The following is a 13,750-nucleotide window of genomic DNA, read 5'->3' on the forward strand; positions in this document are numbered from 1 at the left end:
GGGTTTAGCTTCCTAGGTACTTCCTAGGTTCCACGGTGGATGGCCTGGGCAACAGCCGGTAGCCGCTGAATGAGCATAAGGCAGACAGCGCGAGTTCGGGCTTTTATCATTTCGGCATGCTAGTTCACTGTTTTCAGTGTATCTACGTTATGTGAGGCGTTAATTCGCCCTTGCGGAGGTCTATCTGCGTTGTGTGAGGCGTTAATACCTTGGCACCCCGAGTATCGCTGGCCAAAAACTGCGGTTCTGGGCCGTCCGATACTCGACACTCCGCGAAATAGCGCCTCACACAACGCAGATAGACCTCCGCGGCACCCCAATAACACCTCACATAAGCGAGATAGCCGAATTTCAGGCAAAATGAGGAGCCGAGCGCGGCCGGGACCATGTGTGAACATGACCCCGCCATGCATTCCAAACATGAAAAGGCTGATCCGATGGGTCATGCCGAGCGATAGCGGCAACCGCCAAACATTGAATCATTACGTTATTGAGCCATTGCATTATTGAGCCATTGAGCCATCGCATTGCCAGCAGTACCAGCAGTGCCCCGCTTCATTGCAATCGCGTCCACATGTCGCGGATATCGGTCAGACTCGTGTCATTCACGCCGACAGTCATCCATACCGACGAGAACCGGCGAAACCAAAAAAGGAGCCACACATGGACATGAAGCGATATGCGGCGCTCCTTCGGGGCATCAATGTGGCAGGGCATAGGCGCGTGGCCATGACTGAGCTGCGAGCGCTGCTGGAACGTCTCGGATATCAGCGCGTCGTCACGTACTTGCAAAGCGGTCAGGTCGCTTTTGACGCCGAAGACTGCCCCGATGATGTGCTTGCGGCACGAATCAGCCAGGCTCTAGCTGACGAATATGATTCCATTGTCGATGTGATTGTGAGGGACCATGATTACTTTGACGCAGTCGTATCACACTGTCCGTTTCCCGCAGGCGAGTACGCGCCCAGGCAGCTCCATGTCATCTACTGTTCGGCCCAGCCCGACCCGGCGCGGCTTGATCAGATCGACGCTGCCGCGTTGTTGCCCGAACGATTCGCCGTGGGCGACCATGCCATCTATTGCCTGCTGCCGGGCGGCATCGGCCGCTCCAAGCTCGCCGCGCAACTCGTGCAGCCGCGAGTCCTCGGAGCTAACACCGTCGCCACGGTTCGCAATTGGAACACAGTCACGAAGCTCGCCGCAATGACCGATGAGGAGTAAACGCGCCTCTGCCATTGCGTGAGAAAGAGCAGACGCATCTTACAAGCGGGATATCCGGCAACTCACAGCCGTCGGCCGTGCCCCAATTACATATAACCTACCGGCCCGAATAAGGTAGCGTGAGACGAAACAGTTATGGAACGACTTTGAAACGAATAGCCCGATACGACCTCATGCAATTGTGAAGATTTGCGAGGCGACGCCGCGTAAGGTGTTGCTCGTGACGCTGCGTCATACGCCATGGTGGATCACGAAAGGAGGTTGACTATGTCGAAGAATTCAACGGCTGACACGCGCCAAGTCTCTCGCGACCTACGTGATGCGACGGGGCAGCAGCAGTCAGCGCCCAATCCGCAATTCACTGCGCAGACCCCGGATACGAAATCAGAACTGACCCGGTATACGACCGGCGACATCGCCAGGATGTGCTCGGTGAGCGTTAGGACCGTGCAGTATTACGACCAGCGCGGCATCCTGCGCCCGGCTGAAGTCAGCGACGGCGGGCGACGGATTTATTGTGCGAACGATGTGAATCAGCTACGCGTCATCTGCTTCCTGCGTGGCATCGGGCTGAAGCTTGATCAGATCAAGTCCGTACTTGCCGACGAGCACCCCGAGCAGGTCATATCCGATCTGCTCGAACAGCAGCAGACGCTACTGCAACGCGAGGTCAGCGAGCGCAGCAAGCAGTTGCGCGAAATCGCGCTGCTGCAACGCACATTGAACGGTTCGGAACGACTTTCGCTGAATTCACTGCCCGACATGGCCACCGTTATGAACACCACAACTAATCGACGCACCACTCTTATCATCATGCTCGTCAGCGGCATCGCGCTCGATGCGATTGAAATCGGCACGCTGATTTTCGCCATCCGCACGGGCCTCTGGTGGCCATTCGCTATCGGAATGCTTGTCGTCATCGGTTTCGCCGCATGGCTTACGAAGTTCTATCACGACCGTGTACGCTATCTCTGCCCAGCCTGCCACACCGTATTCCAGCCAAGCATGCGCGAATTCATATTCGCCGCGCACACGCCCCGCACCAGAAAACTGCGCTGCCCGACATGCGGACGCTGCGGTCATTGCATGGAAGTCGGTACAGCAACAAACGCAGCCACGATACAGAGATAGCCAAATTCGCCGTTCTGTAACGCATCCGCAGCCCTCGATGCCTTTCTGTCCTCGCGTATGCCATAATGAGCCTCAACACAAAGGCACGGAAAGGATGCATCACATGGAATGCTTGGATATCGCGGTATTGCTGTTCGGGGGGTTCGAGCCGCTGGATGCGTTCGGGCCGGTGGAAATGCTGGGGTATCTTGGCAAGATCGACGGGTCGCCGGTCGAAACCCGGCTGCGCTTCGTGTCGCAGCAAGGCGGGTTGGTGCGTGGCAGCTACGGCGTACCCGTGCAAACGCTGCCGGTTTCGGGCGACGACAAACCTGACGTGCTGCTAGTTCCCGGCGGAGGCGGCACGCGCCCCTTGAGCAAGGATGCCAGCTTCATCGCCATGCTCGACTCCCTGGCATCGCGCAGCGAGCATTGTCTGACGGTCTGCACCGGTTCGGCATTGCTCGCGGCAACTGGTCAGCTTGACGGACGGCGCGCAACCTCGAACAAGCGCGCCCTGAACTGGGTGAAATCCGTGCGGACGCAGGTCAACTGGCAGAATCAGGCCCGATGGGAAAGCGATGGAAAATACGTCACTTCCTCGGGTGTGAGCGCCGGCATCGATATGGCACTAGGCTGGATTGCCGGGCAATATGGCATCGAACTCGCGCGACGCATCGCCGAGCATACCGAGTACCGCTGGGCCGAAGACTCGCATGACGACCCCTTCGCGGTTGATTCGCAACAGCGTCAGTAAGGCACGTTGGCATCAAGTAGCGCGACTGGCTTGACCATGCGAGTCCCCCGAGTTTTCGAGACCGGCGACGTATGCCGCATCGTCTTCGTCGTATAGGCCTATTTCCACGGCCGCACGGCGCATCGACGCCAAGGATTGCTCCATCCGCGCACGTTCCTGCTTCTGGTAGGCCATCACATCGGCCACATCCACCATGCGGCGGCCTGCCGCACCATTGCGGGTGAACGGAAGGCGTCCTGAATCAAGGATACGCGCAACAGTGCGTGACGAGCAATTCAGCAGCTTCGCCGCTTCGCCGGTCGTAACCATGCGATGTCTGCCCATCACACCCATAGCGGCATTCAGCGCCGCCTCGTAGGCTTCGGCATTCAGCGCCGTCACATCGCCGTCTGAATCAACGAGCGCACGATTCCCGCGCGGAACCGTGATGCCTTTCGCCTGAGGCATCTCCAACACAGTCATGGCTCCTCCTCACATAATGCATACGATTGCTTTTTGTGAGTGACAGTCTATCAGTTTCTGACAATACTGACAATAGTCGAAAACTGTCAATATGCTGGAAATATGCGCAGGCAGCGCCGCACCATCACAACGCTGTGAACAGGGCACCCACGGTCTGCACGATGAGCTGGATGTTCAGCGCGGTGAGCACCACCACGACTATCCAAGCGACAATGACCAGCCAGAGCGGGTTGGCGTGCTTGCCCATGACTTTTTTGGACGAGGTGAGCCACACGAGCGGCACCATCGAGATCGGCAGGGCCACGCACAGGAACACCTGCGAGTAGACGAGCAGGCTATCGAGGGCGGACTCCTTGCCACCGAAGACGATGGCGCAGATGAGCACGGGAATAATCGAGATGACGCGCGTGACCAGCCGGCGCAGCCACAGCGGGATGTGCATGCGGATGAAGCCCTCCATCACGATCTGCCCGGTCAGCGTGCCAGTGATCGTGGAGTTCTGGCTGGATGCCAGCAGCGCCACAGCAAACAACGTGCTGAGCGCAGCGCTGGCGACAGGGCCGGCCAAGGACGAGTCGCCGAGCGCATTGTACAGGGAGGTGAAGGTATCAAGCCCATCGCCGTGGCCGAAGAACATAGCCGCGCCGAGCACGAGCAGCAGGCAGTTGACCACGAAGGCCACGCTGAGCTGAATGTTGGAATCCCATGCGGCGAAACGCACGGCGTGATCGACCTGCGCTTCGTCATCGCGATCCACGTCGCGCGTCTGCACGATCGAGGAGTGCAGGTACAGATTGTGCGGCATCACGGTTGCGCCGACGATGCCCAGGGCCATGGTGAGCTGCGAAGGCTTGAGGATATCGGGGCTGGGCAGGAACCCGGCGAACATGGCGCCCATATCCGGCTTGGCGATCGCCACCTCATAGACGAATACGACCACGATGATGCCGATCAGCGAGGCGACGATGGCCTCGATCTTGCGGAACCCGATCTTCGTGAGCAGCAGCAACAGCAGCACGTCGAGCACGGTGAGCGTCACGCCCATGGTCAGCGGGATGCCGAACAGCAGGTTGAGCGCGATCGCGCCGCCGATCACTTCGGCGACGTCGGTGGCCATCACGGCCAGCTCGGTGCATATCCACAGCGCGAATCCCAGCTTGCGACCGACATGCATGCGCGTGGCTTGCGCGAGATCAAGCCCGGTGACGATGCCGAGCTTGGCGCACATATATTGCAGCATCATCGCGATGACGCTGGAAATCAGGATCACCGACATGAGCAGGTAGCCGAACTGGGCGCCGCCGCCGATCGAAGTGATCCAGTTGCCCGGGTCCATATATCCCACGGCGACAAGCGCACCGGGGCCGGAGAAAGTCGCGAGGCTTTTCCAGAACCCTACGGAACGCGAAGGGACGCGTATCGTCGAGTTGATCTCCTCGAGCGAGCGCCCGTTCGCGGTCGTTACCAAAGGTCGCCTGCGCGGCGTGCTGGCCATTGTGGCCCCGTCGATTTTGCCCATTTCATTTGTCATCGTCATTACCTTTGCCTCCGTATCGCCATCAGTATATTCGAGGGGTCGAACTTTTATGTAACGACTATAAAACGGCCTGGAAAACCACGAGGCACGATCTCCGAAGACTCGAATTCCGCCACGCCGAACCCGCCACGAACCCGGTGCTGCATATAGCTACGAGGCTTCCATCTCTCGGTTCTCTTTCGGTTCGCTCGCAGCAGGCAACCAGCTTTGCGCAAGACAACATACACTTGGCGTGCCCATAGTTAGGTGCGTACGAGATCCGAGTACGAGACGCGCCCAAGCCTTCGGGGCATGCGTCGACTACGCTGTAACCGAACGCTGTAACGCGGCTCGAAGGTCCTGCCGCAGGCCGCAAGAGAAGTGGAGAGCCGCATGTTCGTTCTCAAGAACGCATGGTCCGCATTAACGCATCACCTATGGCGAACGTTGTCCATCGTCATCGTCGCGGCGCTGATTGCATCCGCCAGCCTGTTCGGGCTTGCGGTCCGGCAGGCGAACACCGCCGCGCACGGCACTGCATACGCTTCGCAGCAGGTTTCGGCAGTCATCAGACCAAGCGCGGCCACGATGGCCAAACGCAACGGCGCCGACCCGGCCTGGACCAAGAACTACCTGTCGTGGAACGACTACACCACCTATGCCACGGCCGCGCAGACGGCGCAGCTGCAATTCACCTACTCGTTCACCGAATCGCTGCCCGTGCGCCAGAGCGCGTCATTCACTGCAATTCCCGGTTCCGCCAAGCCGGACCCGAAGGCCACCGGCGGCGAGCTCACGCTGCGCAGCTTCTACACGAAGGATGCCGCCGCAGCCAACGATCTGGGCACTTACAAGATCGTCGCGGGCAAGCAGCTCGACTACGCCGGGCAGGACAAGACCGGCGTGCTGGTCTCGCAGCAGGTCGCCGCGCGCAACAAGCTGAAGGTGGGCAGCGAGCTCAAGGTCGGCGATCCTTCGGACGCTGCGAAATCCTACGCCTTCAAGGTCCGCGGCATCTATTCATACACCGGCAACGCTCCCAAAGGCTACGGATCGGACGCGAAGCTTGCGAAGGACAATCGCGAGAACGTGCTCTACAGCAGCTACTACGCCTTCGGCGCCAACGGATTCGAGTCATCCACAGCCAAGAACTGGTCCGTGCCCGACCTCAACATCATGTTCCAAGTGAGCGGGGTTTCGGACTACAACAAGTTCGTCAAGATTGTCAAGGCGGCGAAGCTGCCGTCCACGCATACGGTTTCCTCGCCGTCGCTCGAGGCATACAACAGAAAAATCGCCCCGCTCGGCAGCCTGAACACGAAGACAGACCTGCTGCTGTACATCGCATGGATTGCGGGGGCGGTGCTGCTGCTCGCGCTTGTGGGGTTGGCGATGCGCAAGCGGCGAGATGAGATCTCGACCGCGCTGATCGTGGGCGTGACGAAACCGCGCATCGGCTGGCAGCTCATGCTGGAGGCGCTGCTGCCCACACTGCTCGGACTCGCCATCGGCATGCTCGCCGGCGGCTTCGGCACCAAGCCGCTTGGCACCGCGCTGCTGAAGGGGTCGGACTTAGGCGCCGGCACGATCAATCTGAATGCCGGAATCATCTGGAAGGTTCTTGGCTTGGGGCTGTGCGCATGCCTTGCGCTGGGCATCATCGCCTCGCTGCGGGCGCTGCTGCTGCGCACCGGAAACCTGTTCGAAGCACGCAAGGAGGCAACGCGATGAGCGAGGGACGAAACGGCGAAGACCAGAACAATGACGACGATCAGGCTGTGACTGCGGCATCGGTATCCAACGAGGCAGCCGCACCGGGTACTGATGAGCGCGAGCATCCGGCAGCTATGAACGACAGCACCGAAAGGGATACGGACATGAGCGAGGACAGCGAGGCACGCGACCGGTCCGATACCACAGACAGTGAAGACGAAGACGCCGCCGAAGAAAACCGGACCGTGCAGTTCAGCGTCGTATTCGATGATGACGAGGATGGGGACTTCGCGATTATCTCCGGCGACGGCACACTGACCGACGACGATTCTGCGCTTTCGCCAGAAGATCAGGATGCCGTTGATGCGGATTCTGTTGGTGCGAATACCGTTGACGAAGACGTGCGGAGCGAAGGCAACGGTGCGGAAGCCGGGTCTGCGGTCGACGCCAATGCCAGCTTCGAAGCCGGACCCGAATCTGATAGCGTCGCTGACGCCGACACCGGTGCTGAATTCTCCGGCAATGCTGACGCCGAATCCGTTTCCGCACAGGCCGGGCACGGTGCCGCTGAAACCGGCCAGTTCTCCTACGATGTCGAATCGTCCGATGCACGAGGCACCAATGTGCAGAATTCAGCCGAGCAGAACGCCACGAACGCCGACCATCATTCTTCGGATGCGGCCGCCGGGCAGCTCGAATCGAGCGGTTCGTATGCAACGAACGCACCAGAGGCATCCAGCACAGCCGCTGCGGACTACGAGGAATCCGAAAACGCCGCAAGCGATATCGATATCGCCGCGCGGAATGCCGAACGCGTCGAGGCCACGCTCGGGCTCGCCCAATCGCAGGCCACAATCTTCCCGACAGGCACGTCAACGCGGGATGCCGGCGCCGATTCCACGGAGCGCATCGCCTCCCGGCTCGATAGGGAAATCATCTCCAGGCGCGATGACACTATGCTGCTCAAGACCTACCCGAACTTCGCGCTGGACCACCTTACCGTGACCAACCGCAAGACGGGGCGCAGCGTGCTCGATGACGTGGATATGGCGTTCCATGCCGGCCGGCTGTACGCCATTTTCGTCGATGACGAGGAACAGCGCACGACGCTTATGGCAGTCATGGGCGGTTTCATTCGGGCCGACAGCGGGCAGGTGCTGCTCAAAAGCGCGAACATCAACGAACTGGAGATCGGCGAAATTCGCGGTCATCGCATAGGCATGGTGCCGCAGCGCTTCGCGTTGCGCGAGGATCTCGATGCCGTGGCGAATCTGGTGTATGCGATGGATGCTTCCGGACGCACGTTCTTGAAGCCCAAGCCGGTGGTCGCGCGCGACCTGCTCAGTCAGGTCGGGTGCGAAGACATCCATGCCGGCGTCCCGGTGCGCGAGCTGCCCGAAGTGGACCGGCGGCGGATGGCTATCGCCCGGGCGATCAGCTGCGAGGCCTCGGTCATCATCATCGACGCGCCCACTGCCGGGCTGGACGATGCACAGACGCAGGAGATACTGTCCCTGCTGACCGCAATCTCGCGTAGCCGCAACACGCGACGCAGCGTCATCATGCTCACCTCGTCCGATGCCGATTGCGAGGCGGCCGACGCCGTATACGACGTGGATGAGTGATTGTTGGCTCGCACTACTGTGAGGACGCTTGGCGTAGTGCGAGCCAAATGAACATAGACCATGTTATGTTTCATCGACAGGAATGGCGAATTTTCAACGTTTGCCGCGAGTAAAAACCGAACACACATTGTTCGATGAGTTCGCACTATTGGTATTCGGATTCGAATAGTGCGAGCCTGCTACTGCACGAGTCGCATTCCGAACCGCTTCGCCAGCGCGGGGATGTCAGGCGTGCCGTATTTGGCCACGAGCTCGAGCCACTGGCGCTTGTTCGCTTCGCCGTAGCGGCCTGCCTTCGCGGCGTAGGCCTCGGCAGTGAGGAACTTCGGCGGAATCGACTTGCTGTGGTACTTGTCCGCCACCATGACGACTTCCTGTTCGAGGGTCATCGGCACGTAGTCCCCATCCGGCAGCGGCAGGTGCTGCGCCTTGACCTGCGCGCTGGTCAGCCCTACCCCGGTATGGTTCCGAGCGAATTGCGCCACCGACTCGTCCACGCCCTGCTCAAGCAGATACTCATAGCCCAGCAGCCCGTGCAGGATGTAGCGCGGCCCGTCGAAACTCAGCGCTCCCCCATCAGAACCGTCGTCCTTAAGGACCTTATAGGTGCCGATGTCGTGCAGCATGGCCCCGAGGACCGCGAGCCTCTCATCCAGCAAGTACGGCGGCACCGTCCCGCCGCTCACCCCGTCGGTCGGCAGGACAGCGGGCACAGCGACGCCGTTGTCATCCGCAGCATCGCGGTCCGCCGACTGCGTCGACTGTGATGCCGGCCCAGTCGGCTGCGTCTGCTGAGCCGAATGCTCTGACCCCGTTAATTGCATCGACTGCGCTGATTGCAATGACTGAGCTGTCTGCTCCAGCACCGTTGCAGACCCAGACATCGGTGCCGCTGATGATGCCGGTTGCCTCCCACCCAACTCTGCAGCGTCTGCGGGCAGCGTGCAACGGCGCACGAACAGCGCGTTCTGCCGATGCACGAGCTGGCGGGTAATGGTCGCGATGATGACGCAATGCGTATGGATGAGGTCGTAAGCCTCCTGCGAGGGCGCAATCGCCCGATGCAGCTCGTCGGCCTGCGCAAGCGTGGGTATGATTCCAGTCATACGACCATTGTAGATATGTTGCGAGGTATGGAATTCCTCGCGCACAATCTCATCATGACGCACCCTTTCGTGCGCCGCATAAGCCGTCGTGCGGCGTATTCCTTCGTCATGTGATCCATGAGTCGTCGTGTGCGGTTTTTCAAAACCGAAAATGGCGAGACTCTGCGGTTTTACAGTTTTCGAACTGACAGCACAAAGCACCGTCCTTCGCGTTCCTTAGGCCGCTCACCTCGCCTACGGATTGACGGTGCCGGTGGGCACCGCCCTTCGCGCCCTTAGCGGGCGCTCACCTCGCCTACGGAAAGCCCACAGGGCTTTCCGCTTAACGGCTCAGCTGGGCTTTCCGCTTCACGGCTCGGCCATCAGATGGAGCGCAGACGGAAGCGGCCGGTGCGATTCGAGGCGATGAGCATCTCATTGTTCTTCAGCGCGGTCCAGCCCTCGTCCTCGTCCTGCCTGAACCCGGAACTAGCCGCTACGACGCCTGCCGGCTCGCCATTCTCATCATGCAATGCACGATAGCGCACCGTGCGGTAATCGTAGACCTTGCCGCCACGGCCGTAGCGGTTGTATATTTCGACGACGCGCGATGCGGTCTCCTCGTGCCCGGCTGCGCACAGCACGATCAGCTGGTCCTGGCTCTGCAGCATGCAGTTGTAGCTCGACTTCGGGTAGCGCTGGCGCAGCTCGCGCACCGCTTGGGCCACGGCCTCGTCCAACGCGAATCCGAAGCCGATGTATTCCAGAATCACTGCGAAGAACATGGCCGAATCGCTGCGTCCGCCCGTCGAGAGAAAGATTTTATCGTCAACCGGGTAGTCATGGCTGGCGATGATATTACGGCCCTGCTCGTCCGATATGTCGCCGTTGTGGATGAAGCTCAGTCCGTTGGCGAAGAAGGGCTGCTGGTTCTCAAGAATCAGCGGCAGGTTCGAGCTGGCCAGCCGCAAGTGCCACAAGGCTCCACGCGCCGGCTCCTCGGCAAGTTCGCCGAACACCGGGTCGAATTCGGCAGCGACGGTGGAGCGGTAGAGCCTCGTCCCGGTTTCCGGGCTGGGGGCGCCGCCATCGGGCAGATCGGCTGGCTCCACCGGATTGGACAGCAGCGAAGCGCCCCAGCCGTCGTTGTGGATTTCGCTCAAGCCCCGATAATCGGCCACTGCCTGCGCTCCTAGGATGGCGTGCAGGCTCAAGTCGAAGCCCGCGGTCGCGTATCCCAGTAATCTGCACATAATTGACCACTGTAATGCATGTTTGCCGCCCTGCCCTCGGCGAAGTCATAAGCGATTTCTATAACGGGCGTTCAGTCCGCGTCGCCAGCCTCGTTCTCGCGCGTCTTCGGGACGGCGGAAGCAGGTTTTTCGGCGGATTGTTCGACAGCTGTTTCACCAGTTTTCTCAGCAGATTGAGCAGGCTTTTCGGCGAGTCTGTCCGCATCGCCGGAACCATCCGTCTTGCCTGCGCCGGAAGCGGCGGCGTTCTCAGCCGGCTTTTCAACGGCAGGATTTTCAGCGATAGATTTTTCAGCGGCAAGCCTGGCAAGACTGGCGGAGACACCGGAAGCGGCGGTCGAGTCAGCGATCTTGATCTCGATTTTGCCGCTTTTGCCGCCAGTGCCGGCCGCAGCTCCAGCACCAGCACTCGGCCCCGAAGCGCGGTGAGCGTCAGTCGCTTTCACCGTCTCGCGGCGCAGACGCGGCGGCCGGCGCGTGGTGACGAACAGCGGCTGGACTTCGATCTGCGGGTTGTAGGGCGCCAGGCCGAACCACTTGATCGGCGAGCCGACCAAGTGGCGGATCGCATACTTCATGCGCAGCGACAGCGCCTCGCGCGTCGAGATATTCGATTCAGGCATCAGCGCCTTGTGCACCAGCACATAGCGAATCGTGCCGATATCCGGGTCGGCGTCGATCTTGGGGTACGCCGACTTCTGCTGCGGCAGCTCGCCAGTGCGCGAAAGATCGTGCATCACCTGATGAATGTAGGCCGGAATCGACTGGGAGACCTTGAATCCGATGCGGATGCGCACACGATATATATAGTTCGTCCCGAAATTCTCCACCGAATACTCGCGGGTGAACGGCTGGTCAGTAGTGTCCACCGAAATGGCCCACCAGGCGCGGGCGCGCTTGGGATGGTCGGCAAAAATGGAGAAGAAGATGTCGGTGTCCAGCCGCTTCATTTCGGTATCCGACGTCAGATACACGATGTTGTCGGAATAATACGGGATGCGGAAGTCGCCGTGCAGCTTGTCGAGCGCGGGCAGGAAGTCGGTGGGCCGCATGTGGCGGCGCTGCAAGCGCTCGATTTTGGTGCCGTCATTCCACGTGACCATGATGAGCAGAATCAGCATGGTGAGCAGCATCGTGAACCAGCCGCCGTGCAAAAACTTTGCAGCCGATGAAACGAAAAACATCGTCTCGACGGCAATGAACAACACGCAGAATGCGATGGAGAATAGGTGATGGTGGTGATGATGCAAATAAACCGATAGCAAAATCGTGGAATTGATCATCGTAACGGTAAGCGCCAAACCGTATGCGGCAGAGATGTGTTCGGAATCACGGAACAGCATGAGCACGCTGAGAACAGCCACGCATAATACTGTATTGACGACAGGAATGTAGAGCTGGCCGCGCGTACGTGATGGGTAGCGCACCTGCAGATGCGGCATCCAATTGATGCCCGTGGCCTCGGAAACTATGGTGAACGCGCCGGAGATCAAAGCCTGCGAGGCGATGATGCCGGCAGCGACGGAGAGCGTCACCGCGACATAGCGCACATCAGGATTGAGCATATCGAAGAAGGGGTTAAGCCCCTCGACATTGGCGTAGGCTGCATTGTGCTGGTTGCGCAGCATCCATGCGCCTTGGCCGAAGTAATTCAGCACCAGCGCGACCTTGATGAATGGCCAGGTGAAGTAGATGTTGCCGCGTCCGACGTGGCCCATATCGGAATACAGCGCCTCGGCACCGGTGGTCGAGAGGAACACCGTGCCCATAAGCGCGATGCCGGCCAGGTTGTGCGAACTGAAGAGGAATCTGACGCCATAGACCGGGTTCAGGGCTGCAAATACGCTCCAGTCGTTGCTCAGACTCACCATGCCGACGATGGCGAGGAAGGTGAACCAAGTGAGCATGACGACGCCGAAGATCTTGCCGATGCTTTCGGTGCCGCGCGATTGCACGGCGAAAAGCGCGACGATGATCACCGCTGTTATGGTCAGCGCCAGATTCGGATTCATGCTGAACACCGGCGCAAACGCCGGAATCGTCTTCAGGCCTTCGACTGCCGACGAGATCGAGACCGCCGGGGTGAGCACCGAATCTGCGAGGAAGGCCGCGCCGCCGAGCATGGCCGGAATCGTAAGCCACGCACCGTATTTGCGAATCAGCGAGTACAGCGCGAAGATGCCGCCCTCGCCATTGTTGTCAACGCGCAAGGCGATGAGCACATATTTGACCGTGGTAATCAGCGTGATCGACCAGAACACCAGCGACAGCATGCCGAGCACCGCACTGCGGTCGACATTGCCCAGCCCGCCCTGACCGGAGATAAAGGTCTGCGCGGTGTACAGGGGCGAGGTGCCGATGTCGCCATAGACCACGCCGAGCGCAATGATGGACATGCCAAGGGAGACCTTGTCGGGGCTGTGCTGCACCTTGATCCACCAGCGAGCCAGCGGGCCCTTGTCGGCCATAAGCGCGAGCCGCTGCTCCTCCTGGCGCTGGGTCTGCTCCTGCTTGGCGATCTCCTCGCGCTCCTCTTTGGTGAGCGTGCGGCGCGAGACCTTCGGCGCATTCGTGAAGGTGTCGGCTTTCAGCAGGGTGCTATCCGCCTGGGGAGGCGCGGGTTTTCTGCCGATTCTGCCAGTCGGTTTGCGCTGCTCCTGCGGCTCCTGATGCCCCTGCTTAGCCTGTTTATGGCGTTGGTCGTTGCTCTGCGACCGCTCCGACGCCCTGTTCCGACGCGACTGCACCATGATGCATCCTCCATTGCGCAGACCTCTGCGTTGTGTTCACTGGCCTGCAACCGCTGACGAACACTGTGGTATGAGTGTGTTGTGGTTGTGCTGTAACTGTGTTATGTAACTGTTATGTCACTGTGTGCTGTACTTATGTTATGTGGCATTTTTCAAGCCAAGCCGCCAGTCTATACTGCCTATCGACAGATGCCAACTTCTCTTCACAAGTGGGCGGCCATGCAGCGGTTAATGCGATCAGCTGCACGTGATGCCTAT

At 60.0% G+C, this 13,750-nt stretch carries 10 protein-coding genes; 5 read left to right on the top strand and 5 right to left on the bottom strand.

Features of this window, described 5'->3' with window-relative positions; translation table 11 throughout:
* Positions 1-663: 663 nt before the first annotated feature.
* From BISU_RS10095 to BISU_RS10105, 3 genes are all read left to right on the top strand, one after another.
* Positions 664-1,221: a DUF1697 domain-containing protein gene (locus BISU_RS10095; RefSeq protein WP_211222956.1), complete on the top strand. Its 558-nt coding sequence runs from the start codon at positions 664-666 to the stop codon at positions 1,219-1,221.
* Positions 1,222-1,488: 267 nt separating this feature from the next.
* Positions 1,489-2,352, top strand: a complete 864-nt coding sequence (locus BISU_RS10100; RefSeq protein WP_081672741.1) for a MerR family transcriptional regulator — start codon at positions 1,489-1,491, stop codon at positions 2,350-2,352.
* 103 nt (positions 2,353-2,455) lie between these two features.
* Positions 2,456-3,088, top strand: a complete 633-nt coding sequence (locus tag BISU_RS10105; RefSeq protein ID WP_051246157.1) for a DJ-1/PfpI family protein — start codon at positions 2,456-2,458, stop codon at positions 3,086-3,088.
* 12 nt (positions 3,089-3,100) lie between these two features.
* On the opposite strand, the gene BISU_RS10110 is transcribed toward BISU_RS10105, so the two are convergent.
* Together BISU_RS10110 and BISU_RS10115 are read right to left on the bottom strand one after the other, a co-directional pair.
* Positions 3,101-3,550 (bottom strand): helix-turn-helix domain-containing protein, encoded by a 450-nt coding sequence (locus BISU_RS10110; RefSeq protein WP_024463879.1) that lies wholly within the window; start codon positions 3,548-3,550, stop codon positions 3,101-3,103.
* Positions 3,551-3,674: 124 nt separating this feature from the next.
* Positions 3,675-5,081, bottom strand: a complete 1,407-nt coding sequence (locus BISU_RS10115; protein ID WP_226839113.1) for an Nramp family divalent metal transporter — start codon at positions 5,079-5,081, stop codon at positions 3,675-3,677.
* Between the two features lie 378 nt (positions 5,082-5,459).
* Between BISU_RS10115 and BISU_RS10120 the strand changes: the two genes are divergently transcribed.
* Positions 5,460-6,797 carry an FtsX-like permease family protein gene (locus BISU_RS10120; protein ID WP_024463877.1) on the top strand — a complete coding sequence of 446 codons (1,338 nt, stop codon included), beginning with the start codon at positions 5,460-5,462 and terminating at the stop codon, positions 6,795-6,797.
* On the top strand, positions 6,794-8,404 hold the full coding sequence (locus BISU_RS10125) for an ATP-binding cassette domain-containing protein (RefSeq protein WP_024463876.1): 1,611 nt from the start codon (positions 6,794-6,796) through the stop codon (positions 8,402-8,404). The genes BISU_RS10120 and BISU_RS10125 overlap by 4 nt, the downstream gene beginning before the upstream one ends.
* Before the next feature lie 179 nt (positions 8,405-8,583).
* Here BISU_RS10125 and BISU_RS10130 read toward each other — a convergent pair whose 3' ends face one another.
* The 3 genes from BISU_RS10130 to BISU_RS10140 form a co-directional block, all read right to left on the bottom strand.
* Positions 8,584-9,510, bottom strand: coding sequence for an HD domain-containing protein (locus tag BISU_RS10130; RefSeq protein WP_024463875.1), 927 nt, complete (start codon positions 9,508-9,510; stop codon positions 8,584-8,586).
* Between the two features lie 362 nt (positions 9,511-9,872).
* The gene (locus tag BISU_RS10135; RefSeq protein ID WP_024463874.1) at positions 9,873-10,742 is read right to left on the bottom strand and encodes a class II glutamine amidotransferase; all 870 of its coding nucleotides are present in this window, start codon (positions 10,740-10,742) and stop codon (positions 9,873-9,875) included.
* Between the two features lie 71 nt (positions 10,743-10,813).
* Entirely contained in the window at positions 10,814-13,492 is a 2,679-nt protein-coding gene (locus tag BISU_RS10140; protein ID WP_081672739.1) for a KUP/HAK/KT family potassium transporter, read from the bottom strand.
* Positions 13,493-13,750: the final 258 nt, after the last annotated feature.

The sequence above is a fragment of the Bifidobacterium subtile genome, from assembly GCF_000741775.1.
Classification (GTDB): Bacteria; Actinomycetota; Actinomycetes; order Actinomycetales; family Bifidobacteriaceae; genus Bifidobacterium; species Bifidobacterium subtile.